This is a genomic window from Rhodanobacter sp. Soil_C_14, from assembly GCF_057657335.1.
This window is the reverse complement of sequence record NZ_JBDGIQ010000002.1, coordinates 307,588-332,450: the sequence shown is the minus strand read 5'-3', so window position 1 is coordinate 332,450 and position 24,863 is coordinate 307,588. Positions and strand designations below refer to the sequence as shown.

Here is a 24,863-nt window from a genome sequence, read left to right as displayed (position 1 = left end):
CTAGCCTGCCTGCAACGTCCACGGAGCGGAGCAAAGCATGCGTGCAGGGAAGCTGTTGATGATCGCGTTGCTGGTGCTGGCTGCAAGCGCGGCGCAGGCCACTGACTGCCCCGGCTGGTCGCCGACGCAGGCTCGCGAGGAGATGCGTGCGCTGCACGATCGCCTGGATGGCTGGAATCATGCCTATCGGGTCAGCGGCCAGTCGCCGGTCGATGACGCCGTCTACGACCAGTCGCAGCAGCGGCTGGCGCAGTGGACGCGCTGCTTTCCTTCGCAGGCGCCAAAGGCGCTGGCGCAGCTTGCCGACGCCGGCGGCGCGGCGCGCTCGCCGGTGGCGCAGACCGGCCTGGCCAAGTTGCCCGACGCGGCGGCCCTGGCGAGGTGGATGCAGCAGCGCGGCGGGCACGACCTGTGGGTGCAGCCGAAGGCCGACGGCGTGGCGGTGACCCTGCTTTACCTGGACGGCCATCTGCGCCAGGCGACCAGCCGCGGCGATGGCCTGCACGGCTCGGACTGGCTGGAAAAGGCGCAGCGCATCGCGGCGATCCCGAAGACGCTGCCACATGCACCGAAACGCGTGGTGTTGCAGGGTGAACTGTACTGGCGCCTTCCCGGTCACGTGCAGGCCGGGGACGGCGGGGCGAATGCGCGCTCGGCGGTCGCCGGCGCGCTGGCGCGCGACACGCTGGATGCCGACACCGCCGCACGGATCGGCCTGTTCGTGTGGGACTGGCCCAGCGGTCCGGCCGACATGCCGGCGCGACTGGCCGGGCTGCAGGCGATGGGGCTGGCCGACAGTGTGACCTATACGCATGCCGTCACCTCACTGGACGAGGTGCAGCGCTGGCGCGAACAGTGGTATCGCCACGCGATGCCGTTCGCTGCCGACGGCACGGTGGTACGCCAGGGCCATCGCCCGCCGGCCTCGAGCTGGCAGCCCTCGCCGCCGACGTGGGCGGTGGCCTGGAAATACCCGGCGGCGTCGGCGCTGGCCCAGGTGCACGCGGTGGACTTCACGATCGGCCGCAGCGGTCGCATCACCCCGGTGCTCGAACTCGAGCCGGTGCAACTGGACGATCATCGGGTGCAGCGGGTCAGCGTGGGCTCGCTCAAACGCTGGCAGGAACTCGACATCCGTCCCGGTGACCAGGTCGAGGTGGTGCTGGCCGGCCTGACCATTCCGCGCCTGCAGTCGGTGGTCTGGCGCGCGCGCCAGCGTGTGCCGGTGACGCCACCCGATCCGGCCCGGCATGGTCCGCTCAGTTGCTGGCAGGCCGGTCCGGGTTGCCAACAGCAGTTCCGTGCGCGGCTGGTCTGGCTGGGCGGTCGCCAGGGCCTGCAACTGGACGGTGTGGGCGAGGACACCTGGCAGGCATTGATCGACGCCGGCCTGATCCACGACTTGCTGGACTGGATGCGGCTCACCCCCGCGCAGCTGGCGACCGTGCCAGGGATCGGCGCCGATCGCGCGGCGGTGCTGGCCAGCGCCTTTGCCGCCGCCCGCGATCGTCCGTTCCCGCACTGGCTGCGTGCGCTCGGCCTGCCCGCGGGCATCGCCAGCGGCCTGTCCGACTGGCAGGCGATGAGCGCCCGCGCGGCCGGTGACTGGCAGGCACTGGACGGCATCGGTGCCGGGCGGGCGAACCAGCTGGTGGCGTTCTTCGATTGCGCGGACGTGCGGGCGCAGGCCGTCCGGCTGCACGCGGCGGGCGTGCAGGGCTTCTGAGCGTCAGCTCTTCAGTTCGCCGTCGAGGTAGTACCAGCGGCCGTCCATGCGCACGAAGCGGCTCGTCTCGTGCTGGCGTTGCGCGCGACCGCCGCCCAGGCGGTAGCGGGCCACGAACTCGACCACGGCATGTTCGTCATCGATCTGCTTGGCCTGCCGCACCTCCAGCCCCAGCCAGCTGGGCGGCGGTTGCTGCGCCGCCAGTCGCAGCGTGTCCGGCCGGGTGTCGGGGTGCCAGCTGGCCAGCAGGTAGTCCTCGCGCTTGAGCACGTAGGCGCTGTAGCGCGAGCGCATCAACTGCTCGGCGCTGGTGGCGGCGCCGCCGTCATGCAGCGATCCGCAACAGGCGGCGTAGCCGGCCGGGTTGCCGCAGGGACATGGGGTCAACGTATCGATGGACTTCATGCCGCCTTTGTACCCGGTTCGGCGGATTCGTGCAGGCGGGCCTCAACGCCTGTGAAGAAAACCACTTCCTGTGGTTTTCTTCTATCGCGAGTCCGGCGCATGTCCGGACTCGCTCACATGAAACAGTCACTTGCGTGACTGCTTCATGCCCGGCCCTCGTGGCCGGACTGAGAGGTTGAAAAACTCACGACCTCTCAGCCGCGGCGATGCCACACCCGACAGCGGTTGTTCGCCGGCATCGCGATGTCGGCAACCAGCTGCAGGCCGGCCTGGTTCGCCAATGCATCGACCGCTTCCGCATCGCGGATCGCCATGTGTTCGCCGCGTTCCTTCAACCAGACGTCGAACGCGGCATTGCTCTGGCTGCTGTAGCGGCCGTCGTGGTTGAACGGGCCGTAGATGACCACCACGGCATCGCTGGCGAGGATCGTGGGCAGTCGCGCAAACAGCTGCTGCACTTCGTCCCAGTGCATGATGTGCAATGTGTTGGCGCTGAACACCGCGTCGAACGGTCCGGCCGGCCAGTCACCGCCGACGTCGAATTCCAGCGGTGCCGGCGTGTTCGGCAGTCGTGCATCGTCCAGCCAGGCGCGGATGCCGGGCAGGTTTTCGCGGCGGTCGGAGCTTTGCCAGGTCAGCTGCGGCAATGCCGCGGCAAAGTGCACGGCGTGCTCACCGGTGCCGCTGCCGATCTCCAGCACGTGGCGACGATCGGCGAACTGCTCGCGCAGCACCTCGAGGATCGGTTCGCGATTGCGTTGGCAGGCCGGCGAGCGGGGTTTTTCCACGCCGCGATCGATTCAGGCCGGATGGCCGCGCAGCACCCGCGCCGGCAGCATCAGCAGCGCGTGGAGGAAGGCGAACACCGCACCGACGGTGATGCCGACCAGCCGGAACGGCAGAAGAATCAGCCACACGATCGGATAGAGCACCAGCGCGAGCAACGCCAGCGGCCAGCAGAACACCAGCAGCAACAGCCAGAGCAGGAAACCAGCCATCGGTCGTTCCTCGCGGTTGGGGATGTCGGAGATTCTAGCGCAGCCAAAACGGCGGCCACAGGTGACTCTCGGCACCCCGCCGTCAGCCGGCCACGGCCTCGACCCGGACGACCAGGGCCACGGTGGCGTCATGCAGGGTGATCTCGACCGCGCCAGCCGCATCGGGGCGCCAGGCGTCGCCGGCCTGCAGGCGCCCGTCCGCGGTATCGATCGCGCCGCGGGCACAGAACACCAGGGCGGTGCCGGCGGCCATCGTGCGCGTGCCGGCTTCCGTCCATGCCTGCACCTCGCCACGCACCCGGGCACGACGCAGCATCAGGTTGAAGTCGCGGGTAGGTCCGCCGGCCAAGGCCACGGTGACCTTCGCTTCGCCGGGAAAGGCGAACGGGGCGAACGGCGTGGTCAGCGCATGGATGCGGCCATCGTCCAGCGTCATCGTGAAGCCGGCGCCGTCGAGCAGGGCGATCTGCCGGTCGATGCCCGGGAAAAGCGAGAACGGCGCCGCGCTGTCGACCTCGGCGATGCTGACCCGCCAGTCGAAATCGTCGCCGTGGGCCAGCGTCGGATGGACGGCTATTTCGCGGGTGCGGCCGAGGCCGTTCTTCCACGGCTGCGACGGGCAATCGGCGAGGCGGATGATCATGCGGTTCTCTCGATGACGCGCTCGAACGGCGGCAGCGCGCGCAGCATGCCGGCGCCGTAGCGCTTGGTGACCACGCGGCGGTCCAGCAGCACGATGCGACCGTGGTCGGTCTCGTTGCGGATCAGGCGGCCACAATATTGCGTGAGCAGTCGCGTGGCTTCGGGGATGCTGACCTCGATGAACGGATTGCGCCCGCGCGACTCCAGCCACTCGGCGTAGGTGGCGCCGACCGGATCGGTGGGCACCGCGAACGGCAGCTGGGTGATCACCACCGTCTCGCAGAACTTGCCCGGAAGATCGAGGCCCTCGCCGAACGAGGCCAGCCCGAACAGCGTGCTGCCCTTGCCGGCCTCGATGTCGGCGCAGTGCTCGGCGACCAGTTGCGACTTGCCCAGCGAGCCTTGCGCACGCACCTTGCGCACCTGGGCGATCGGCAGTTTCTGCAGCACGCGGTCGAGTTTCTGGCGCGAGGTGAACAGCACCAGGTTGCCGGCATCCCAGTCGAGGTTGTCGGCCAGCCACTCGCTGATTTCCTCGGCGTGCGCCTCGCGTGCGTCGGGCAGGGTGCGCATCGCCGGGACTTCCAGCCGGGCCTGTGTGGCAAGGTCGAACGGCGAGGGCAGGCTCAGCGTCACCGCGTCATTGGGCAGGCCGACGGCGTCGGCGAAGCCGCGGAAATTGCCGCCCGCGCTCAACGTGGCCGAGGTCATCACCACGCCGCTGGCGTTGTCCCACAGCACGTTGCGCAGCAGGCCCGCGGCGGACACCGCCGAGGCGTGGCAGACCAGCTGCTGGTCTGCGCCAAGCGTGACCCAGCGCGCCATGGGCGGGGTGTTGTCGGAGTCCTCACTGGACCACGCACGCCAGCACGCGGCCTGCTTGCCGATGCGCTCCAGCGCCAGGCCCAGCTCGCGCGACAAGGCTTCCTGGGTCGGCCCGCCGTCGGTCATCTCGACCACGGCGCGACGCACCGCAGCCAGCCAGCGTTGCACTTCGCCGGTGAGCAGGTCGAGCATGCGGGCGTGTTCCACCCACGGCTCGGGCAACTGCCCCAGCGAGCCCCGGTACATCGGTTCGTTCTCGGCCGGATCGGGTAGCCAGGCCAGGCGGATTTCCTTCTCCAGTTCCTCCAGCGTGTTGCTGAGTTCCTGCAGTTTCTCGTCGCCCTGGTCGAGGCCGAGCTTGCCCAGGCGCTCCTTGTCGGTCAGCGAATAGGCTGCGTGCACCTGCCGGCCGAGCCGGCTCAGCTGGCGCACGGTGGCGGTCATGTAGACCTCGGCGGCGCCGCGGTCGATCGCCTTGCCCGGCACGTGGTGGCCTTCGTCGAAGATGTACAGCGTTTCGTCCGGCCGCGGCAGGATCACGCCACCCCAGCCCTGCACGCCCTCGGCGCCGCCTTCGCCCGGCATGGTCAGGTCGGCCAGCACCAGGTCCTGGTTGGCCACGATGATCTCGGCGTCGTCGACCGCGCGGCGCGCGGCGAAGAACGGGCAGTTCATGAACTGCCCGCACTTGCGTCCGGTGCAGCCGCCGGCGCTGGTGGTGATCATCGGCCGCAGCAGGTCGCTGACCGGCTCGGGCGCGCTGTCCATGTCGCCGTTCCACTCGTTGTGGTCGAACGCCACGCGCAGCTTCGCCAGCGACTGCTTGTCGCGTGCCTGTGGCGGTTTCGCCCACAGCATCAGGTCCGATTCGAAGCCGGCCAGGCCCATCTGCGCGTCGTGGATGCTGTTGGCGGCCATCAGCAGGTTGCGCGGGCACAGGTAGCGACCACGGCCCTTGGCCAGCGCCACCTTGGCCTCGATGCCGTTGAGCTGCAGGTACAGCGGGATGTCCCGTTGCACCAGCTGTTCCTGCAGCGCCACCGTGGCGGTGGCGATCAGCAGCTTCTTCTTCTGCGCCCGCGCCACCTCGACGCCGGCGATCAGGTAGGCCATCGACTTGCCGGTGCCGGTGGGCGCCTCGATCACCGCCACGCCGCCGGTCTGGCCGAAGGCCTTGGCCACTTCGGCGATCATCTTTCCCTGCGAGGCGCGTGCGCGGAAGCCGGGCAAGCCGTCCTTCAGGCGCGCGTAGGCGGCGCGGATGGCGTCTTTGGTGGTGTCGGCAAGCATGGACGAATCGGCAACCTGTGGCGCGGTCGCGGCTGGGCGTCGGCAGGATCGACGGCCGGCGCGGATGACCGGTACAAAGGCACAGTCTATCGGTATTGCGTGTTCCGCCCCATGCAGGCAGGCTCGGTCCTGTCTGGCAAGGTCTTGCCGCGTCGGTGCGAAGCGGTATCCTGACCAACCGGCGTTGGCAGGCCCGGGACTGGGGGAGTCTTCAACGATGAAGCAGGCGGGCGCGGTCGGCTCGGCATCGTACGAGGGAGCGCAGCAGCTGAGCTGGCTGGCTCGGCTGATCATCGCGCATACCCCGGAGGAAGTGGCCACCGGCGTGGCCGGCCTGGTCAGGGCGCATCCGGATTGCCTGGCGGCCGAAGTCCTGTGGGGCAGCGGTGCCCTGGAGTACGTGCAGCAGCACAGCCCGGGGCTGGTGGCGGAAGCCGACGCGTCCTGGCTCGATGCCGCGCGCGCCACCTCGCAGCCGCTGTGGCATGCCGACGGTCGCCGCGCCGCCATGCGGCTGTGCGAGCAGCCCGAACCCGTGCTGCTGGCGGTGCGCACGGCGCACCCGGCGTCCAGCCTGTTCGAGGCGTTGCAGGAGCCGCTGACGCTCGCCGGGCAACTGCTGCAGCGGGCGCTGGAATGGGTGGAACTGCGCGATTCCCACGAACAGCTGGAGCGCTCGGAGAACCTGCAGCGCGCGCTGTTCGCGATCTCCGACCTGGCCGGCTCCGAACGCGACATGCCGGACATGCTGCGTGGCATCCATGCCATCGTCAGCGCGCTGATGTACGCGGAGAACATGTTCATCGTGACGCGCAACGCGGGCGAAAACACGGTGCGCTTCCTCTATTACGTGGATGTCGTCGACCCTTCCGTGCCCGGCGACGGTCAGGACATGCCGTTGAGTGCGATCGAGCACACGCTGACCTGGTACGTGATGCGCGACGGCAATGCGCGGATGGGCGACGCGGAGGAGCTGCGCAACCAGGCGCCGGGCCCGGTGGCCGTGATCGGACCGGACAGCCACGACTGGCTCGGCGTGCCGATGCTGCGCGACGGTCATGTCGGCGGCGCGCTGGTGGTGCAGAGTTACCAGCAAAACATCGGTTTCAGCGAGGAAGATCTCGCCCTGCTGCAGTTCGTCGGCAGCCACATCCTGACCGCGCTGGAGCGCAAGCAGGGCAAGGACGAACTCGAACGCCAGGTGCAGCAACGCACCGTGCAACTGGCCGAGGCCAATCGCGGCCTGCAGATGGAAGTGATCGAACGGCAGCGCGCCGAGCATCTGCAGGCGGCGCTGTTCCGGATCGCCGAGATGGCCACCGCCGACATCGATCAGGACGCCTTCTACCGACGCGTGCACGGCGTGGTGGGCGAGCTGCTGAACGCGGAGAACTTCTTCATCGCACTGCTTTCCGACGATCGCCAGAAGCTGACCTTTCCCTACTCGGTGGACGCCGTGCTGGCGCCGCCGGCCGAGCGCCCGCTGGGCCGCGGCCTCAGCGAGTACGTGCTGCGCCAGGGCACCGAGTTGCGGCTGGACAATGCGCAGATCGAGGAGCTCGAACGACAGGGCGAGATCGCGCCCGGCCGCATGGGCTCGCCGGCGATGTGCTGGCTGGGCGTGCCGCTGGTCGTCGGTGACGAGGTGATCGGCCTGGTCACCGTGCAGAGCTACCGGCCCGACGTGGTGTACGGGCCGGCCGACCAGGAACTGCTGAGTTTTGCCGCATCGCAGATCGCCAACAGCCTGAGCCGGCGGCGCTCGGCCGAGACGTTGCGGCGCGCCTATGGCGAACTGGAGCAGCGGGTGGAGGAACGCACGCTGGCGCTGCGCAAGGAAATCATCGAGCGCGAGCGCATGCAGGACCAGCTGCGCCACCAGGTCATGCACGATTCGCTGACCGGCCTGCCCAATCGCAGTTACCTGCGCGACCGCATCGATCGCGTGCTCGCCACGATGCGGCACAACCCGGACCAGCGCTGTGCGCTGCTGTACCTGGACGTCGACCGCTTCAAGATCATCAACGACAGCCTCGGCCACCTTGCCGGCGACGAAGTGCTGAAGGAAGTGGCGAACCGCCTCGCCGCCTGCGTGCGCCATCCCGACCTGGTGGCGCGGCTGGCCGGTGACGAATTCGCGATCCTGCTGGAACAGGAGGAGCTGCCGCCGGCGGCCACCACGGTGGCGCAGCGCGTGCTGGATGCGCTGGGCCCGCCGATGCTGGTGGCCGGCAAGGAGCTGCAGGTGACCGCCAGCGTCGGCATCGCGATGGGCGACGACCACTACGCCACCGCCGACGAGATGCTGCGTGATGCGGACATCGCGCTGTATCGCGCCAAGGAACTTGGCCGCAAGCGCTTCGCGATGTTCGACGAGACCCTGGCCAAGAACGTGGTCGACGTGCTGGCGATGGAAGGCGAGTTGCGCCAGGCCCTGCAGCACGACCAGTTCGAGCCGTACTTCCAGCCGATCTGCGCGCTGGACGGCAGTGACCGCGTGCTCGGTTACGAGGCGCTGATCCGCTGGAACCATCCCCGGCGCGGCGTGCTGGTTCCCGGCGACTTCCTGAAGATCGCCGAGGACAGCGGCCTGGTCGAGGCGATCGACTGGCGCATGTTCGAACTGAGCTGCCGGGAACTGCTGCGCCATGGCGACGGCGAGGCGTTCATGACCATCAACGTCTCGGCCCTGCACCTGCGCCACGCCGATTTCGATCGCCGCCTGGTGCAGCTGCTGGAAACCACCGGGCTGCCGCCGTCGCGGCTGGTGGTGGAAGTCACCGAGGGCGCCCTGCTGGACAATCCCGAACACGTGCGGGCCACGCTGGACCGCCTGCGGCTGATCGGCGTCGGCGCCGCGCTGGACGACTTCGGCACCGGCTATTCGTCGCTGAGCTACCTGCATTCGCTGCCGCTGCGCATCCTGAAGATCGACCGCGCCTTCGTGCACGAGCTGGACAAGGGCGCGAACACCTCGGGCACCACGGTGGTCGCCGCGATCCTGGCGCTGGCGCGGGCGCTGAACATCCAGGTGATCGCCGAGGGCATCGAGACGCCGATCCAGCGCGGCGCGCTGATCGCGATGGGTTGCGAGATGGGCCAGGGCTACCTGCTCGGTCGCCCCGCGCCGATCGCCCGGCCATCGGCGGCCGTCGGTGGCGCGGCCTGAGTCCGCGGCCTACTCGCCCGCAGCAATCTGCCGCAAGGCCTGCTCGAACGCCTCCGGCGGCTGGCCACCGAAAATCAGGTGCTGGCCGTTGACGATGGTGGCCGGCACCGAATGGATGCCGCGCGAGGTGAAGAACCGTTCCTGCTCGCGGACGTCGTCGGCGTATTCGTCGCCGGCCAGGATCTGCCGTGCGCGTTCACCGTCCAGTCCCGCCTCGATGGCCAGGCGCTGCAAGGTGTCGTGCGCGCTGACGTCCTCGCCATCGGTGAAGTACGCGCGCAGCAGGATCTGCTTCAGCGCCAGCTGGCGACCTTCCAGTCCGGCCCAGTGCAGCAGCCGGTGCGCATCGAAGGTGTTGTAGACGCGGCTGCGCCGATCCATGTTGAAGGTGAAGCCCAGCGCCGCGCCACGCTCGCGGATCGCCGCGCGGTTGGCGTCGATCTGCTCGGCGCTGCTGCCGTACTTGCGCACCAGGTGCTCGGTGGAGTCCTCGCCTGCGGCCGCCATCTGCGGATTCAGCTCGAACGGCTGGAAGTGGATCTCGGCGCTGATCTCGCCGTCGAGCCTGGCCAGCGCCTGCTGCAGCGAAGCCAGTCCCACCGCGCACCAAGGGCAGGAAACGTCGGAGACGAAGTCGATGCGGAGGGCGGCGGGGGTGGTCATGGCAGGCCTTCGAACAGGGATCGGATTCTCCAGAATTGGGGCGCCGCGCAACTGTTCAATGGTGACGAGGGCCGGTGTTCACCGGGTCATGCTCAAGGCCACCGCCTCGGCGATCCTGATCCCGTCGATAGCGGCGGAGAGGATGCCGCCGGCGTAACCGGCGCCTTCGCCGGCAGGATACAGGCCGCGGGTGTTGAGGCTTTGCAGGTTGTCGTCGCGCTTGATGCGCACGGGCGAGGAGGTGCGCGTCTCCACGCCGGTGAGGATCGCGTCGGGCATCGCGTAGCCGCGGACCTGCCGTTCGAATGCGGGCAGCGCTTCGCGGATCGCGGCGAGGGCGTAGTCGGGCAGGGCGCTGTCCAGGCTGCCAAGCATCACGCCGGGCTTGTACGACGGCTGCACCTCGCCGAACTCGCGCGAGGCGCGGCCGGCGAGGAAATCGCCGACCAGCTGCGCCGGCGCGCTGTAGTTTTCGCCACCCAGCGCATAGGCGTGGCTTTCCAGCGCGCGTTGCAGCGCGATGCCGGCCAGCGGGCCGCCGGCGGGATCGAACGCGGCAAAGTCCGACGGCTCGATGCCGACCACCACCGCCGCGTTCGCGTTGCGCTCGTTGCGCGAATACTGGCTCATGCCGTTGGTGACCACGCGGCCCGGTTCGCTGGTGGCCGCCACCACGGTGCCGCCGGGGCACATGCAGAAGCTGTACACCGAGCGGCCGTTGCCCGCGTGGCTGCCCTTGCAGTGATGCACCAGCTTGTAGTCCGCTGCTCCAAGAATGGGATGGCCGGCTTGCGGGCCGAAGCGGGCACGATCGATCACCGATTGCGGATGTTCGATGCGGAAGCCGATCGAGAACGGCTTCGCTTCGAGATAGACGCCGCGGGCGTGCAGCATCTCGAAGGTGTCGCGTGCGCTGTGGCCCAGCGCCAGCACCACGTGGTCGGAGCGGATCTGCTCGCCGCTGGCCAGGGTGACGCCGCGCACGCGGCGTTCGCCGTCCGCGTCGGTGTCGATCAGCAGGTCGTCCACGCGCTGGCTGAAGCGGATCTCGCCGCCCAGCGACTCGATCGTCTCGCGCATGTTCTCCACCATCGACACCAGCCGGAAGGTGCCGATGTGCGGCTTGCTGACGTAGAGGATTTCCTCCGGCGCGCCGGCCTTGACGAACTCGGTCAGCACCTTGCGGCCATGGTGCTGCGGATCGCGGATCTGGCTGTACAGCTTGCCGTCGGAAAACGTGCCGGCGCCGCCCTCGCCGAACTGCACGTTGGACTCCGGATGCAGCTCGCGCTTGCGCCACAGGTCCCAGGTGTCCCTGGTGCGCTCGCGCACGGCCTTGCCCCGGTCGAGGATGATCGGGCGAAAACCCATCTGGGCCAGGACCAGTCCCACGAACAGCCCGCAGGGGCCGAAGCCGATCACCAGGGGACGATGGGGCAGTTGCGCGGGCGCCTTCGCCACGAAGTGGTAGTCGGTGTCCGGCGTCGGTTGCACGTGCGGATCGTCGGCGTAGCGCTGCAGCAGCTCGGCTTCGCGCGGCGTGTCGATATCCACCGCATAGATCAGCGCGATCGCGCCGCGCTTGCGCGCGTCATGGCCGCGCCGCGCCACGGCGTAGCTGCGGATGTCGGCCGCCGCGAGGTGCAGGCGCTTGCGGATCGCCGCCGCCAGTTCGGCCTCGTCGTGATCGAGGGGCAGCTTGAGGTCGCTCAGTCGCAGCATGGTCCAGCATTCCGTGAAGGCATCAGTTGCATGCGACGATTTTCGCAGATATCGCGCCGCCGCGAAGATCGCGGCGGCGCGCGGCGATCAGGCCTGGCCGATGAAGTCGGTCTTGCCGATGTCGGTGCCGGCCTCGCGCAGGATGTTGTACGCGGTGGTGCAGTGGAAGAACAGGTTGGGGATGGTGAAGCCGAACAGGTAGGCCTGGCCCGCGAAGGTCATCTCGCCGGTGCGCATCTTCATCACGACGGTGCGGTTCTCGCTGCCGTCGATCTGTTCCGGCGTGAAGCTCTTGATGTATTCGATCGCGCGTTCGATGCGACCGTACGCCTGTTCCAGCGTGGTCTCGTTGTCCTCGAACGATTGGGGTTCGACGCCGGCCAGACGGGCGGCGCCACGGGCGGCCATGTCGCAGGCGATCTGGATCTGCTTGATCAGCGGCAGCATGTCGGGGATCAGTCGCGTCTGCAGCAGCACCTCGTCGCTGACGTTCTTCGATTTCGCGTGTTCGGCACCTTTCTTCAGCACATGCGTGAGGTTGGTCAGCGCGCGGGTGAAAACGGGGACGGAGGCTTGGTACATGGACAGCGTCATGGGTGACTCTCCTGCGGTTCGTGAAGTGATTCGGGCAAGGGGTTGATGGCCAGCGCGGGCAGATCGCCGGTGAGCACGACGGGCGCGGCCTCGTCGGGTTGCGGTGCGACGACGGCGGGCAGATTTCGGGTGACCCGCGCCGCGACCACCAGGCCGACCAGCATCAGCACGGCCGAGAGCACGAACGCGGCGCCTGGCAGATGGACGGGCGAACCCGGCGCGATCGACAGCGCGAAAATCTGTGCAAACAGATACGGCCCGAAGATGCCGGCGAAACTGCCCAGGCTGCCGATCGCGCCTTGCAGCCGGCCCTGCTCGGACGGATCGACCTGCTGCGTCATGATCGACTGGATCGGCGGCATCGCCAGCCCCCATAGCGCCAGCAGCGGTATGCCGAACAGGAACGCCCAGCCCACGTTGGCCACGCCCATCACCAGGAACGCACCGACGCCGAACAGCATGCCGGCCAGCAGCACGCGGCGCTCGCCGAAGCGCGGCGCCAGCTTGCCGGTGAGCACCGCCTGCACGAAACCGTCGCAGCCGCCGACCAGCATCAGCACGTAGCCGACCGCCTGCGGGCCCCAGTGGTAGCGGTAATCCGCGTACAGCACGAACACCGTCTGCAGCACGTAATGAGCGAGATAGACCATGAACAGCACCACTGCCAGGCCGAGTACCTGCGGCTGGCGGCGCAGCAGTTTCAGCGAGCCGAACGGATGCGCGCTGTGCAATTCGAGTCGGGCCGTGCGGCGTTCCTTCGGCAGTGATTCGGGCAGGACGAAACAGCCGTACAGGAAGTTGCACAGCGCCAGTCCCGCCGCCACCCAGAACGGCAGGCGCAGCGCGATGCTGCCCAGGAAACCGCCCAGGCCCGGGCCGATGATGAAGCCCAGGCCGAATGCGCTGCCGAGGATGCCGAACGCGGCCGCGCGCTTTTCCTTCGGCACGATGTCGGCGATGTAGGCATTGGCCGTGCTGAAGCTGGCTGCGGTCATGCCCAGCAGGATGCGCGCCGCGAACAGCATCCACAGCGTGGGCGCCAACGCCAGCACCACGAAATCCACGGCCAGGCCGAGGTTGGAGATCAGGATCACCGGCCGCCGGCCGTAGCGGTCGGACAACGCGCCCTGTACCGGCGAGAACACGAACTGCACGATCGCGAACACCGTGCTGAAGATGCCCACCCACCACGCCGCCCGGGCGATGCCGCCGCCGGCCAGCTGCTCGATCAGGTGAGGCAGTACCGGGATGATGATGCCGAACGCCAGCATGTCCAGCAGCACGGTGACGTAGATGAAGGCCAGCGCGGCGCGATGGCGCGGAGCGACAGGCATCGGCGACTGGTCCATGGGCGTGGCGAGGCGGAGGGACTGCGACGATAGCCGAAGCGGGGCACCGCGGCATGTGCATCCGGTCAGGTATCGCCGCGGCATCGGCGCGATACCATGGAGCATTCTCCTGCCAGGACTGCCCTCATGGTTCGACGTCTGCTTCCCGTCTGTCTGCTGCTGGCGCTTGCCGGCTGCTCTTCCCACCAGGACGCGCCGGCGCAGGCGCCGGTGTCGAAGGAGGAGCTGGCCCCCGCACCTGCCGCCACGGCGTCGGATGCCGTCGAGTCCGCCGCGGCCGTGCGCAAGCATCTGGCCGACTACGCCACGGTCAAGCTCACTGCCGACCTGTCGAAGTTCGATGCGCAACAGCAGCAGATGATCGCCTTGCTGGTCGAGGCCGCGGACAGCATGAACGCGCTGTACTGGAAGCAGGGCTGGGGCGACAAGGACGCGCTGCTGGCGAAGATCAGCGACCCGTCGGTGCGCGAGTTCGCCGAGATTAACTACGGCCCGTGGGACCGGCTGGACAACGACAAGCCTTTCGTCGACGGCATCGGTCCGCGCCCCGCCGGCGCGCAGTTCTACCCGGCCGACATGACGAAGGAGCAGTTCGAGCAGTCGCCGCTGAAGGACAAGACCGGGCTGTACACCCTGCTGCGCCGCGACGACAAGGGCCAGCTGATCAGCGTGCCCTACCACGAGGCGTACAAGGCCGAACTGGAAAAGACCGCCGGCCTGCTGCGCGAAGCCGCGAAACTGGCGAAGGATGCGGGTTTCCGCAAGTACCTCACGATGCGCGCCGACGCGCTGCTCAGCGACGACTACCAGGCCAGCGACTTCGCCTGGATGGACATGAAGAGCAACCCGGTCGACATCGTGATCGGTCCGATCGAGACCTACGAGGACAAGCTGTTCGGCTACAAGGCCAGCTACGAATCCTACGTGCTGGTCAAGGATCAGGCCTGGAGCGCGAAACTCGCGCGCTTCGCCAAGTACCTGCCCGAACTGCAGCGCGGCCTGCCGGTGGCCGACAAGTACAAGGCCGAGAAACCCGGCTCCGACGCCGACCTCAACGCCTACTTCGCGATCTACTACGGCGGCGACGCCAACGTCGGCGCCAAGACCATCGCGATCAACCTGCCCAACGACGAGCAGGTGCAGCTGAAGAAGGGCACGCGCCGCCTGCAGCTGGAAAACGTGATGCAGGCGAAGTTCGACAAGATCATGCTGCCGATCGGCAAGGAACTGATCGCCGACGACCAGCAGAAGAACCTCACCTTCGACGCGTTCTTCCAGAACACCATGTTCCATGAAGTGGCGCACGGCCTCGGCATCAAGGAAACACTTGACGGCAAGGGCACTGTACGCAAGGCGCTGAAGGACCAGGCCTCCAGCTTCGAGGAAGGCAAGGCCGACATCCTCGGCCTGTACATGGTCAGCAAGCTGGCCGACAAGGGCGAGCTGGACAAGTCGAAGCTGATGGACAACTACGTCACCTTCCTCGCCGGCATCCTGCGCTCGGTGCGCTTCGGCGCCAGCGACGCGCACGCCAAGGCGAACATGGTGCGCTTCAACTTCTTCAAGCAGCAGGGTGCCTTCACCCGCGACGAAGCCAGCGGCCGCTACCGCGTCGACTTCGACAAGATGACCGCGGCGATGAACGCGCTGTCGGCCAAGCTGCTGACCATCCAGGGCGACGGCGATTACGAAGCCGCGAAACAGCTCACCGAGCAGATGGGCAACGTCGACGCCGGGCTCGCCGGCGACCTGAAGCGACTCGACCAGGCGCACATCCCGGTCGACATCCGTTTCGAGCAGGGGCTGGACGTGCTGGGCCTCAAGCAGCCCCGATGCATGAGTACGTGAGGACGTAGGGCGGGCAGTGCCCGCCCTACGCGGCGGCGATCCAGTCGGCAACCGCCTGCGGGTGTTCCAGGTGCAGGTGATGGCCACCGTCCATGTGCGTCACGGTGATGTTCGCCACGCAGGCGGCGCGCGCCTGCATCATCGTGTCGGGCAGGTACGAGGTGGCCGGCTGCGCCAGCAGCAGGGCGGTGGGTGCGGTGATGCCGCGCAGCAGGGCATGCACCTGCGATTCGGCCAGTCGGCTGGCGCTCGATCGGGTCAATCGTGAATCGCTGCGCCAGCGCCAGCCGCCGCCGGTTTCGAGCAGCCCCCGTTCGACGATGGGACGGGCCAGTTCGGTGGCCAGGCCGCTGACCATGCTGCGTGCGTCGACCGCCTGTTCGACGCTGTGGAACACCCGCAGGGGCTTGTCGCTGCGCGGCGCCAGTGCATCGCGAAAGCGCTGCAGGGTGTGCGAGCCATCGTCGCCGAGCGGGCCCAGTCCCTCGATCAGCAACAGCCGCTCGATCCGCTGTGGCCGCGCGCTGGCCACCAGCGCGGCGACGCCGGCGCCCAGCGAATGCCCGAGCAGGGTGTAGCGCGCAAGCTGCAGCGCATCCGCGGCAGCCAGCACGTCGCGCACGTAGTCGAGGAAGTGGTAATGGCTGCCGGCGGGCAGGTGATCGGAATGGCCGTGGCCAGGCAGCTCCAGCGCGATCACATGATGATGTTCCGCCAGCAGGGGCGCCAGCCGCGCAAAGCTGCCGGCGTTGTCGAGCCAGCCATGCAGGGCCAGCAAGGGCGGCAGCGCGGCGTCGCCCCAGCGCTGCGCGCGCAGCGAGCACGGCGGCAGGTCGATCGTGACGAACTCACTCATGGCCGGCGCGGACGGCTGTTGCCCGCTGCCCCGCCTGGATGCGCTGTTGCCGGTGTGCGGCGGCATCGTAGTCGGCGGCGAACTCGGGCCAGCCCTGGGTGTGCCGCAGCACCAGCGCGGCAAGGCTGTCGACCTGGTCCGGACTGTCGTTGAGCGCGGGGATGTAGCGCAGCGCTTCGCCGCCGGCGCCGATGAAGAAGTCGCGGTTCTGCATGGCGATCTCTTCCAGCGTCTCCAGGCAGTCCACCGCGAAGCCCGGGCAGGCCACGTCGAGCTTGCGCACACCCTCGGCGGCGAGCCGGCGCACGGTGGCGTCGGTGTACGGATGCAGCCAGCGTTCGCGACCGACCCGCGACTGGAAGCTCACCACCAGCTGTTGCTGGTCCAGCTGCAGGCGCTCGCGCAACAGCCGCGCGGTGGCGTGGCACTGGCAGAAATACGGGTCGCCTTCGTGCAGGTAGCGCTCGGGAATGCCGTGGAACGACAGCAGCAGCTTCTCGCCGCGGCCGTTCGCGGCCCACCAGCGTTCGATGCTCCGCGCCAGCGCCTCGATGTGCGCCGGATCGTCGTGGTAGTCGTTGACGATGCGCAGTTCCGGCGGCCAGCGCAGCTGCTTGATGGTGTCGGCGACCGCGTCGAGCACCGAGCCGGTGGAGGTGCCCGAATACTGCGGGTACAGCGGCAGCACCAGCAGCCGGCGCACGCCTTCGCGCTGCAGCTGTTCGATCGCCTGGCGCACCGAAGGCTCGCCGTAGCGCATCGCCAGCGCCACCTTCACCGGCGCCTGTGGCCGTTGCCGGGCGATTTCCGTTTGCAGCGCCGTGGCCAGCGCCTCGCTGCCGAAACGCAGCGGCGAGCCGCGGGTGTCCCAGATTCTGGCGTAGGCATGCGCCGAACGTTTGGGCCGCACGCGCAGGATCACACCGTGCAGGATCAGCCACCACAGCCAGCGCGGATACTCGATCACCCGCGGATCGGCGAGGAACTCCGCCAGGTAGGGGCGCACCGCGCGGGCTGTCGGCGCGGTCGGCGTGCCCAGGTTGACCAGCAGGACGCCAGCCTGAACAGGCTGAACATCCGGGTCATGGGAATAGCCGGCAAGGCCGGTATAGTTGTTGCGAAATGGCATGGTGGTGATCGTGACGACGTCGATCAGTGAGTCTGCCACAAGCCCGCCACCCCCACTTGGCGTCGGGGCCGGGTTCGACACGTATCCCCCGATTCCAGCCGAAACCGACCCCGAACCGAAGCGGAGCTGCCCATGTTGAACAAATCAATGCGACGACTGCTGCTGATCGGCTTGGCCCTGTTGCTGCCGGCGATGGCCGCGCACGCCGAGGACCCGCCGCTGGTGCGCGCCAGCAATGCCGTGCGCGTGATGAACGACATCATGCAGGCGCCGGACAAGGCGATTCCGCAGGACCTGTTGCGCAATGCGCGGGCCATCGCGGTGATCCCGGACATGATCAAGGCCGGTTTCATCTTCGGCGGCCGCCGTGGCGAAGGGCTGATCTCGGTGAAGAGCCCGGACGGCACCTGGTCCAATCCCAGCTTCATCACCATGACCGGCGGCAGCGTGGGCTTCCAGGCCGGCGTGTCCTCCACCGACGTGATCCTGGTGTTCCGCACCCAGCGCGGAGTGGATTCGATCGTCAACGGCAAGTTCACCCTCGGCGCGGACGCGTCGGCCGCGGCCGGCCCGGTGGGTCGCACCGCCAGCGCCTCCACCGATGCCCAGCTGAAGGCCGAGATCTATTCGTACTCGCGCAGCCGGGGCCTGTTCGCCGGTGTCGCACTCGACGGTTCGGCGTTGCGCATCGACTATGATGCGAACGCTGCCGTGTATGGCGCCGGCGTGACCCCGCGGCGCATCTTCGAGGGCGGCGTCAGCAACGTGCCCACGCCCGTGGTGGACTTCCGCGACCGCCTCGAAGAGTACACTTCGCGCTGATGCGGAATGCCGGCCCGTGCGGGCTGGCGTTTCCGGTTCGATCCGTTTTCGAGGTAATACATGAGCATCTGGCACCTGATCATCCTGCTGGTCGTGGTCGTAGTGATCTTTGGCACCGGCAAGCTGCGCAACATCGGCTCCGATCTCGGTGGTGCCATGCGCGACTTCAAGAAGGGCCTGAACGGCGACGAGGAAGAAGCCAAGCGCAAGGAAGACGCCGAGCGCCTGCGCGCCGATCCGCCCGCGTCGTCCGCTGGCCAGACCACGCAGAGTCAGCGCGACTCCAGCGATCCGAAGTAAGCCGGCGGGTTGCGGGCGATGATCGAGATCAGCTTCGGCAAGCTGGTGCTGCTGGCGCTCATCGCGCTGATCGTGCTCGGCCCGGAAAAGCTGCCGGGCGCGGCGCGCACCGCCGGTGCGCTGCTGCGCCGCATGCGCAGTGGCTGGGACAACGTGCGCGCCGAAGTGGAGCGCGAATTGCAGATCGAGGAAATCAGGCGCACCGCGCGCGAGGCGGCCGCCCGCGCCGAGGCGGCGCAGGCCGAGCTGGATGCGGCCGTGCAGAAGGTCCGCGAGGTGGGCAACGAGATTCCGCCGCCTGCCGCGACGGCGGTCGAGGCGGGCGAGGAGCCCCCGGTCATGCTGCCGCTGGCGGAGGCGCCGTCAGCGCCCGCCGCCGCCGCCGATGATGCCGGGTCCGACGACCGTACCGGCGACCTGTTCGCCTCGGTGAAGTCTCCCCCGGAGCCGCCGCATGGCCACGCCTGAGCCCGACATCGACCTGCAGCAAGGCCTGTTCTCGCACCTGCTGGAGCTGCGCACGCGCCTGCTCAAGGCCTGCGCCACGGTGCTGCTGGTGCTGCTGGCGCTGGTGCCGTTCGCCAACCGCCTGTACACCGAACTGGCCGCGCCGCTGGTGGCGCGCCTGCCGCAGGGCGCGCACCTGATCGCCACCGAGGTGGCCAGCCCGTTCGTGACGCCGCTGAAGCTGGCGTTCTATGCGTCGCTGTTCATCAGCATGCCGATGATCTTGTACCAGCTGTGGGCCTTCGTCAGCCCCGGTCTGTACAAGCACGAGAAACGCCTGGCCCGCCCGCTGCTGGCCGCGGCGCTGGTGCTGTTCTACGTCGGCTGCGCGTTCGCCTATTTCCTGGTGCTGCCGGCGGCGTTCCGGTTCCTCACCGCGGTGACTCCGCAGGGCGTGGAGATGATGACCGACATCACCCACTACCTCGACTTCGTGATGCTGATGTTCTTCGCCTTCGGACTGTGCTTCGAAGTGCCGGTGGCCGTGGTGGTGCTGGCCGCGGTGGGCATCGTGGACGTGGACAAGCTGCGCAGCGGTCGTCGCTACGCGATCGTGGGCGCGTTCGCGATCGCCGCCTTCATCACCCCGCCGGACATCACCTCGATGATCATGCTGGCGGTGCCGATGTGCCTGCTCTACGAACTGGGTGTGCTGGCGGTGCGCTGGCTGGTCAAGCCGGTGAAGCCGACGCCTGCCGGCAGCTGATCGCGCGCCAACGGCGTCAGTACAAATCGATCGGATCGACATCCAGCGACCAGCGCAGCTTGCGCGCCAGCGGAAGCCTGGCCAGCGCCAGCTGCCACGAGCGCAGCATGCCGTGCAGGCTGCGCCGGCTGGCGGCTTCCAGCAGCAGCTGGGCGCGATGACGGCCGGCGCGCAGCGGCATCGGCGCGGGCATCGGGCCGGCGATCTGCAGTAAATCGTCCTGCGGCAAGGCCGCACGTGCGGCGGCGAGGAAGCCGTCCACGTCCTCGCGCCGCACCGACTCGGCACGCAGCAGCACCTGGTGGCTGTATGGCGGCAACTGGATCAGCCGGCGTTCGGCCAGCAGTTCGCGCGCCGCCGCCGCATAGCCTTGCGCCAGCAGGCTGCGCAACAGCGGGTGTGCCGGCTGGTGGGTCTGCAACACCACACGGCCGGGCTTGCTGGCGCGGCCGGCGCGGCCGGCTACCTGAACCACCAACTGGGCCAGCCGTTCGCCCGCGCGGAAGTCGATGCTGTGCAGGCCTTCGTCGACACCGACGATGGCGACCAGGGTGAGGTTGGGCAGGTCGTGGCCCTTGGCCAGCATCTGGGTGCCGACCAGGATTGCCGGCTGGTCGTCGGCCAGCGTTTCCAGCAATTGCTCGAAGGCGTCCCGGCGCCGGGTGGTCTCGCGATCGACGCGCAGCACCGGCACCTGCGGAAACAGCGTGACCAGCGCCTCCTCCAGCCGCTCGGTGCCCTGGCCCTGCGGCTTGAGATCGCCGGCGCCGCAGGTGGGACAGGCGGCGGGCAGGCGCTGGCGATAATCGCAGTGGTGGCAGATCAACTGGCGCCGACCCGCGTGCAGGGTCAGCGGCCGCTCGCAGCGGGGACAGTCGGCGTGCCAGCCGCAGGCGTGGCACAACAACACCGGCGCGTAGCCGCGGCGGTTGCGGAACACCAGCGCCTGTTCGCCGCGCGCCACCGTGTCCGCCACCGCGGCCAGCAGGGCGGGCGACATGCCGTGCTCCAGCCGCTGCGCCCGCATGTCGATGATCTGCACCTGGGGCGGCCGTATCGCGCCGGGGCGTGCACGCAGGTGCAGGGTGCGGTAGCGGCCGGCCTCGGCGTTGGCCAGCGATTCCAGCGACGGCGTGCCCGAGCCCAGCAGCACCGGCACGCCCAGCGCCCGGGCGCGCACCACGGCCAGGTCGCGGGCGTGGTAGCGGAAGCCGTCCTGCTGCTTGTAGGAGCCGTCGTGTTCCTCGTCGACGATGATCAGCCCGGCCTGCGGCAGCGGGGTGAAGATCGCCGAGCGGGTGCCCAGGATCACCCGCGCCGTGCCGGCGCGTGCACGCAGCCAGGCGCGGGCGCGATCGCCCTCGGACAGGTTCGAATGCAGCACCTCGATCAGCACGCCGAGCCGCTGGCGCAGGCGCCGCACGGTCTGCGGCGCCAGGCCGATTTCCGGCACCAGCAGCAGGGCCTGCTTGCCCTGTGCCAGCACCTGTTCGATCAGCGCCAGGTAGACCTCGGTCTTGCCGCTGCCGGTGACGCCGTCGAGCAGGAAGGGCTGGAAGCCGCCGAGGCTGGCGCCCACCGTGGCCACCGCCTGCTGCTGCTCCTCGTTGAGTTGCGGTGCCGGCGATGGTGGCGGCCGGTGATCCGCTGGCGGGCGTTCGCTGCGTTCGAGCAGGCTGGCCGCGGCCAGCCGCCGGGCCGCTTCGCGCCAGCCGGGCAGGCGTTCGGTCAGTTCCTGCGCGCTCAACGCTCCCGTGGCGAGCAGGGCCAGCAAGGCCTTGCTGCCGCCGCGCCGGTTGCCGGTATCGTGCGCGCTGCGCCCGCTTGCGGTGGTCGACCAGTACTCGTCGCCGATCGGCGGCAACGGCTTCGCTTCGCGCAAAGCCAGCGGCAAGGCGTTCGCGTATGCCTCGCCCGGCGCGCCGAGCCAGTAGTCGGCGGCCCAGGCCAGGGTCTGCATCAGTTCGGCGTCGAGCAGGGGCTCGTCGTCCAGCAGACGGGTCACCTGCTTCAGCCGGCCGCCCTCGACCGCGGCGGCGGCCTCGATCGCCACCACCACGCCGACGCTCTTGCCACGGCCGAACGGCACCAACACCCGACTGCCCACGCCAGCCTCTCCCGTGGCCGGTGGCAGGTAATCGAACAGGGTAGGCAGGGGCACCGGCAGGGCGATGCGCAGGACGGCGGGCATGGGCGACCTCATGGGCGGGCCAGTGTAACCGCCGGCCCCGTCCGGCTCGCCACGCCATGTGCGGCCGCTCGCCCGGAGTTGCGTGAACTTGCTCCCCGTCTATCGAGGAGTCGGGGGTAAGTGGCTATCCCGGGGAGGGTTTTACGCTTATCCACAGCGGCTGTGGATAAGTCTGTGGATGCAACGGGGAGGGCAGGCCGCAAAGGGCGTGGTGGCGCCCTTCATGACGGCTTGACGACGTTTTGGTCACGTAGAAAAATTGTTTTCGATCAAGTACATGCAAAATGCGTTCGGGCATGGTTCACACAATTGACAAACCCGTGAGCAGTGCCTTGACAGTCAGTTGATGCTGTGCAAAACCGCTGGCGGAGCCATCGAAAAACCGGCTCAGTGAGCCATGCCCAGCAGCGCGGCGATCGTCAGCGCGAAGATCAGCAACCAGAAGTAGAACCAGCCGATGAACCAGAATTTCACCACGGTCATCGGCCAGCCCTGGTGGTAGATCCGTTTCTGCATGATCAGCAGACAGGTCGGGATCCACAGGATCAGCAGGGTCTGCACCCAGCCCAGCACCTCGCCGGTCCAGGCCGCATGTGGACGCAGCCAGCTCGACAGCATGCCGACGAGGGTGATCAGCAGCAGGCTCATGAACATGAAGGCGTGGCTGTGCAGGGCCACGATCAGGTGTTCCATGTACAGCCGTCGGCGGAATATGTAGAACAGCTTGAGCAGGCCGGCGAACACCGGGATCAGCACGAACATGGTCATCGGTAGCGCGCCGAAGACGCCATTGATCATGCGTTGCTTGGCTTCGGCGCGGGTGGCGGGATCACCGTCCTTGTACGCCCGTACGTTGTCGCGGAAGCGCTGGCCCAGCGTGGTCAGGCGGGCGTTAACTACGTCCGGCAGCCAGCTGACGTGGATCGGTTCGGAGGCTTCCCTGGCCCTGGCGGACCGGACTTTCGCCGGCTTGGCGCTGTCGGCGCTCCGTGCCGGTGCCGGCTCCGGCGATGCGGCGACGGAGCTGGCCGGCATCGGCGCGGCGCCCAGCGCAATCAGGCGTTGGTTGGCCTTCTGGCGAAGTTCCTGGTCGGCGGCCTGGATGCGTTCCAGTGCCTTGGGCGGCAGCACGCCGGTTTCCCGCGCGCTCTGCAGGCCGTCAAGTTCCTCCTTCAGTGCCTTGCGCACGTCAGCCGGAGTGGCGGCGCCTTCGATCTCCGAACTGTCCACCTTCACCAGCGGCAGTCCGGTTGCGGGGAGCTTGTCGGCAAACTGGTCGATCGCCAGGTGAAACACGAAGAACGACAACAGGCACAGCACGAACATCAGCCGGAACGGCGCGATGTAGCGCACCCGCCGGCCGCCGAAATATTCCAGCGTGAGGAACCCCGGCTTCAGCAGCAGTGGCGGCAGCGTGTGCACGATGCGACCGTCGATGTGCAGCACCGTCTCCACGGTCTCCTCGAACATGTGGTGCATCGGCTTGAGCACGCTGTGGATCGACTGCCCGCACTCGTGGCAGAACTCGCCCTGCATCGGGGCGCCGCAGTTGGCGCAATGCATTCCTTCGTAGCTGGTGAGCTGCTTCATGGCAGTCCGTAGTCCGTCGCAGCGGGGAATAGTCGCACAGGTTGCCCGGGCGGCGGCCGTGACGAATGGCTCAGGTAGAATGACCGGCTCTGGAGTCTGCTGTGTCGATGAAACCCTTCCGTCCCGAACGTGCCCGTCTGCAGCACGAGGTGCGCGCCACGGTGCGTCTTGCGCTGCCGTTGATCGCTGCCCAGCTGGCGGCGATCGGCAGCAACGTGATCGACACGGTGCTGGCCGGCCACGTCAATGAACACGTGCTGGGCGCGGTGGCGGTGGGCGCGAACATCTGGTCGCTGGCGATCGTCAGCGGCATCGGCATGATGATGGCGGTGCCGCCGTCGGTGGCCCAGCTCGATGGCGCCGGGCGCCGGCCGGAGGTTGGCGCGGTGTTCCACCAGGCGCTGTGGATGGCGCTGGGCATGGGCGTGCTGCTGTGGTTCGCGGTGCGCCACGCGGAACCGCTGATCGATTTCATCGGGGTGACGCCGAGCCTGCGCCACGACGTGCAGCGTTTCCTGCTGGCGATCAGCTGGGGCGCGCCGGCGCTGACCTGTTACTTCGCGCTGCGCGGCCTGTCCGAAGGACTGTCGCTGACCCGGCCGTCGATGTATTTCAGCCTCGGCGGGCTGGTCCTGCTGATTCCGCTGGGCTACGTGCTGATGTTCGGCAAGCTGGGCATCCCGCCGCAGGGTGCGCACGGCTGCGGCGTGGCCACCGCGATCGTGTTGTGGCTGGAGATGCTGGCGTTCGGCATCTATGTGGTCTTCCGCCGCAACTACCGCGGGCTGGGACTGTTCGAGCGTTTCGAATGGCCGGACCTGCGCCGGATCGGCCAACTGCTGCACATCGGCCTGCCGATGACGGTGACCCTGCTGGCCGAGGCCGGGCTGTTCGTGGCCACCGCGCTGATCATCGCCACACTGGGCGAGTCGGTGATCGCCAGCCACCAGATCGCGATCAACATCGCCTCGTTCTTCTTCATGATCCCGCTGGGGCTGGCGATGGCGATCACCGTGCGGGTGGGCAACGCGGTGGGGCGCGGCGACGAGCAGGGCGTGCGTTACGCGGGCTTCTGCGGGATCGGCCTGACCCTGTTGACCCAGCTGGTTTCGGCCGGCTTCATGCTGGGCCTGCCCCATTTCATCGCCACGCTGTACACGCACGATCCGAAGGTGATCATGCTGGCCGCGCAACTGATCATGCTGGCCGGCGTGTTCCAGTTTTCCGATGGCATCCAGGTGGCCGCCAATGGCGCGCTGCGAGGCCTCAAGGACACCCGCGTGCCGATGGCGATCACCCTGTTCGCGTACTGGGTGGTCGGCATGCCGGTGGGCTGGTGGCTGGCGTTCCATCACGGCATGGGCGCGCGGGGCATGTGGATCGGCCTGATCGCCGGCCTGTCGGTGGCTGCAGTGATGCTGTTCACCCGCTTCTGGCGCAGCGCCTGGAAACAGCGCTGGCGCCGCCACCTGTCGATCACGGCAGCGGCCTGACCCCCGACCCGCTACGCTGGCCCATCAAACACGGACTA

The 24,863-nt window shown here is 68.4% G+C and carries 20 protein-coding genes and 1 pseudogene; 8 read left to right on the top strand and 13 right to left on the bottom strand.

The features are described 5' to 3' along the window. The first annotated feature begins 37 nt into the window (after positions 1–37). Complete coding sequence (ligB, locus tag AC3A56_RS07105; protein ID WP_487769817.1) at positions 38–1,726, top strand: NAD-dependent DNA ligase LigB; 1,689 nt, start codon at positions 38–40, stop codon at positions 1,724–1,726. A gap of 3 nt (positions 1,727–1,729) precedes the next feature. Here the strand turns inward: ligB and AC3A56_RS07100 are convergent, their stop codons facing one another. From AC3A56_RS07100 to dinG, 5 genes are all read right to left on the bottom strand, one after another. Continuing rightward, positions 1,730–2,131: a YchJ family protein gene (locus tag AC3A56_RS07100; protein WP_487769816.1), complete on the bottom strand. Its 402-nt coding sequence runs from the start codon at positions 2,129–2,131 to the stop codon at positions 1,730–1,732. Between the two features lie 194 nt (positions 2,132–2,325). Then, complete coding sequence (locus AC3A56_RS07095) at positions 2,326–2,919, bottom strand: DUF938 domain-containing protein (protein ID WP_487769815.1); 594 nt, start codon at positions 2,917–2,919, stop codon at positions 2,326–2,328. A gap of 12 nt (positions 2,920–2,931) precedes the next feature. After that, positions 2,932–3,129: a hypothetical protein gene (locus AC3A56_RS07090; protein ID WP_056763563.1), complete on the bottom strand. Its 198-nt coding sequence runs from the start codon at positions 3,127–3,129 to the stop codon at positions 2,932–2,934. An 82-nt stretch (positions 3,130–3,211) separates the two neighbouring features. After that, entirely contained in the window at positions 3,212–3,772 is a 561-nt protein-coding gene (locus AC3A56_RS07085; RefSeq protein ID WP_487769814.1) for a HutD/Ves family protein, read from the bottom strand. Next, positions 3,769–5,886 (bottom strand): ATP-dependent DNA helicase DinG, encoded by a 2,118-nt coding sequence (gene dinG, locus AC3A56_RS07080; protein WP_487769813.1) that lies wholly within the window; start codon positions 5,884–5,886, stop codon positions 3,769–3,771. The genes AC3A56_RS07085 and dinG overlap by 4 nt, the downstream gene beginning before the upstream one ends. A 217-nt stretch (positions 5,887–6,103) precedes the next feature. On the opposite strand from dinG, the gene AC3A56_RS07075 reads away from it, so the two are divergent. Continuing rightward, a complete protein-coding gene (locus AC3A56_RS07075; protein WP_487769812.1) occupies positions 6,104–9,055 on the top strand; it encodes a bifunctional diguanylate cyclase/phosphodiesterase in 2,952 nt (983 codons plus the stop codon). Between the two features lie 9 nt (positions 9,056–9,064). Here AC3A56_RS07075 and AC3A56_RS07070 read toward each other — a convergent pair whose 3' ends face one another. The 4 genes from AC3A56_RS07070 to AC3A56_RS07055 all read right to left on the bottom strand — a co-directional run bounded on the left by AC3A56_RS07070 (position 9,065) and on the right by AC3A56_RS07055 (position 13,383). Then, positions 9,065–9,718 carry a DsbA family oxidoreductase gene (locus AC3A56_RS07070; protein WP_487769811.1) on the bottom strand — a complete coding sequence of 218 codons (654 nt, stop codon included), beginning with the start codon at positions 9,716–9,718 and terminating at the stop codon, positions 9,065–9,067. Positions 9,719–9,796: 78 nt separating this feature from the next. Further along, complete coding sequence (locus AC3A56_RS07065; protein ID WP_487769810.1) at positions 9,797–11,440, bottom strand: NAD(P)/FAD-dependent oxidoreductase; 1,644 nt, start codon at positions 11,438–11,440, stop codon at positions 9,797–9,799. A gap of 87 nt (positions 11,441–11,527) precedes the next feature. Further along, the gene (locus tag AC3A56_RS07060) at positions 11,528–12,034 is read right to left on the bottom strand and encodes a DUF1993 domain-containing protein (RefSeq protein ID WP_056717098.1); all 507 of its coding nucleotides are present in this window, start codon (positions 12,032–12,034) and stop codon (positions 11,528–11,530) included. After that, positions 12,031–13,383 carry a TCR/Tet family MFS transporter gene (locus tag AC3A56_RS07055; protein ID WP_487769809.1) on the bottom strand — a complete coding sequence of 451 codons (1,353 nt, stop codon included), beginning with the start codon at positions 13,381–13,383 and terminating at the stop codon, positions 12,031–12,033. The genes AC3A56_RS07060 and AC3A56_RS07055 overlap by 4 nt, the downstream gene beginning before the upstream one ends. A 126-nt stretch (positions 13,384–13,509) precedes the next feature. On the opposite strand from AC3A56_RS07055, the gene AC3A56_RS07050 reads away from it, so the two are divergent. Then, positions 13,510–15,231: a dipeptidyl-peptidase 3 family protein gene (locus AC3A56_RS07050; RefSeq protein WP_487769808.1), complete on the top strand. Its 1,722-nt coding sequence runs from the start codon at positions 13,510–13,512 to the stop codon at positions 15,229–15,231. Positions 15,232–15,256: 25 nt separating this feature from the next. On the opposite strand, the gene AC3A56_RS07045 is transcribed toward AC3A56_RS07050, so the two are convergent. Both AC3A56_RS07045 and hemH read right to left on the bottom strand, forming a co-directional pair. Beyond that, the gene (locus tag AC3A56_RS07045; RefSeq protein WP_487769807.1) at positions 15,257–16,087 is read right to left on the bottom strand and encodes an alpha/beta fold hydrolase; all 831 of its coding nucleotides are present in this window, start codon (positions 16,085–16,087) and stop codon (positions 15,257–15,259) included. Beyond that, on the bottom strand, positions 16,080–17,216 hold the full coding sequence (hemH, locus tag AC3A56_RS07040; protein WP_487769806.1) for a ferrochelatase: 1,137 nt from the start codon (positions 17,214–17,216) through the stop codon (positions 16,080–16,082). Before hemH ends, AC3A56_RS07045 begins: the two co-directional genes overlap by 8 nt. Positions 17,217–17,363: 147 nt before the next feature. Here hemH and AC3A56_RS07035 point away from each other — a divergent pair. The 4 genes and pseudogenes from AC3A56_RS07035 to tatC all read left to right on the top strand — a co-directional run. Then, a pseudogene (locus AC3A56_RS07035) lies at positions 17,364–18,035 on the top strand (lipid-binding SYLF domain-containing protein); the annotation flags it as partial. A gap of 63 nt (positions 18,036–18,098) precedes the next feature. Further along, a complete protein-coding gene (tatA, locus tag AC3A56_RS07030; RefSeq protein ID WP_487769805.1) occupies positions 18,099–18,338 on the top strand; it encodes a Sec-independent protein translocase subunit TatA in 240 nt (79 codons plus the stop codon). Positions 18,339–18,356: 18 nt separating this feature from the next. Beyond that, the gene (gene tatB, locus AC3A56_RS07025; RefSeq protein ID WP_487769804.1) at positions 18,357–18,806 is read left to right on the top strand and encodes a Sec-independent protein translocase protein TatB; all 450 of its coding nucleotides are present in this window, start codon (positions 18,357–18,359) and stop codon (positions 18,804–18,806) included. After that, positions 18,793–19,551, top strand: a complete 759-nt coding sequence (gene tatC, locus AC3A56_RS07020) for a twin-arginine translocase subunit TatC (protein ID WP_056717091.1) — start codon at positions 18,793–18,795, stop codon at positions 19,549–19,551. Before tatB ends, tatC begins: the two co-directional genes overlap by 14 nt. A 16-nt stretch (positions 19,552–19,567) precedes the next feature. Here the strand turns inward: tatC and AC3A56_RS07015 are convergent, their stop codons facing one another. Together AC3A56_RS07015 and AC3A56_RS07010 are read right to left on the bottom strand one after the other, a co-directional pair. Beyond that, the gene (locus tag AC3A56_RS07015; protein WP_487769803.1) at positions 19,568–21,742 is read right to left on the bottom strand and encodes a primosomal protein N'; all 2,175 of its coding nucleotides are present in this window, start codon (positions 21,740–21,742) and stop codon (positions 19,568–19,570) included. A 387-nt stretch (positions 21,743–22,129) separates the two neighbouring features. Next, entirely contained in the window at positions 22,130–23,332 is a 1,203-nt protein-coding gene (locus AC3A56_RS07010; protein ID WP_487769802.1) for a DUF3667 domain-containing protein, read from the bottom strand. 107 nt (positions 23,333–23,439) lie between these two features. Here AC3A56_RS07010 and AC3A56_RS07005 point away from each other — a divergent pair, with 107 nt between their 5' ends. Further along, positions 23,440–24,825 carry an MATE family efflux transporter gene (locus AC3A56_RS07005; protein WP_487769801.1) on the top strand — a complete coding sequence of 462 codons (1,386 nt, stop codon included), beginning with the start codon at positions 23,440–23,442 and terminating at the stop codon, positions 24,823–24,825. Positions 24,826–24,863: the final 38 nt, after the last annotated feature.

Bases quoted from the DNA above. Each gene is read 5' to 3' on its own strand.
- AC3A56_RS07050 (WP_487769808.1), top strand. From the start codon at position 13,510: ATGGTTCGACGTCTGCTTCCCGTCTGTCTGCTGCTGGCGCTTGCCGGC.
- tatC (WP_056717091.1), top strand. From the start codon at position 18,793: ATGGCCACGCCTGAGCCCGACATCGACCTGCAGCAAGGCCTGTTCTCG.
- AC3A56_RS07100 (WP_487769816.1), bottom strand. From the start codon at position 2,131: ATGAAGTCCATCGATACGTTGACCCCATGTCCCTGCGGCAACCCGGCC.
- AC3A56_RS07090 (WP_056763563.1), bottom strand. From the start codon at position 3,129: ATGGCTGGTTTCCTGCTCTGGCTGTTGCTGCTGGTGTTCTGCTGGCCG.
- dinG (WP_487769813.1), bottom strand. From the start codon at position 5,886: ATGCTTGCCGACACCACCAAAGACGCCATCCGCGCCGCCTACGCGCGC.
- AC3A56_RS07085 (WP_487769814.1), bottom strand. From the start codon at position 3,772: ATGATCATCCGCCTCGCCGATTGCCCGTCGCAGCCGTGGAAGAACGGC.
- AC3A56_RS07010 (WP_487769802.1), bottom strand. From the start codon at position 23,332: ATGAAGCAGCTCACCAGCTACGAAGGAATGCATTGCGCCAACTGCGGC.
- ligB (WP_487769817.1), top strand. From the start codon at position 38: ATGCGTGCAGGGAAGCTGTTGATGATCGCGTTGCTGGTGCTGGCTGCA.
- AC3A56_RS07070 (WP_487769811.1), bottom strand. From the start codon at position 9,718: ATGACCACCCCCGCCGCCCTCCGCATCGACTTCGTCTCCGACGTTTCC.
- hemH (WP_487769806.1), bottom strand. From the start codon at position 17,216: ATGCCATTTCGCAACAACTATACCGGCCTTGCCGGCTATTCCCATGAC.
- tatB (WP_487769804.1), top strand. From the start codon at position 18,357: ATGATCGAGATCAGCTTCGGCAAGCTGGTGCTGCTGGCGCTCATCGCG.
- AC3A56_RS07075 (WP_487769812.1), top strand. From the start codon at position 6,104: ATGAAGCAGGCGGGCGCGGTCGGCTCGGCATCGTACGAGGGAGCGCAG.
- tatA (WP_487769805.1), top strand. From the start codon at position 18,099: ATGAGCATCTGGCACCTGATCATCCTGCTGGTCGTGGTCGTAGTGATC.
- AC3A56_RS07065 (WP_487769810.1), bottom strand. From the start codon at position 11,440: ATGCTGCGACTGAGCGACCTCAAGCTGCCCCTCGATCACGACGAGGCC.
- AC3A56_RS07055 (WP_487769809.1), bottom strand. From the start codon at position 13,383: ATGGACCAGTCGCCGATGCCTGTCGCTCCGCGCCATCGCGCCGCGCTG.
- AC3A56_RS07060 (WP_056717098.1), bottom strand. From the start codon at position 12,034: ATGACGCTGTCCATGTACCAAGCCTCCGTCCCCGTTTTCACCCGCGCG.
- AC3A56_RS07015 (WP_487769803.1), bottom strand. From the start codon at position 21,742: ATGCCCGCCGTCCTGCGCATCGCCCTGCCGGTGCCCCTGCCTACCCTG.
- AC3A56_RS07005 (WP_487769801.1), top strand. From the start codon at position 23,440: ATGAAACCCTTCCGTCCCGAACGTGCCCGTCTGCAGCACGAGGTGCGC.
- AC3A56_RS07045 (WP_487769807.1), bottom strand. From the start codon at position 16,087: ATGAGTGAGTTCGTCACGATCGACCTGCCGCCGTGCTCGCTGCGCGCG.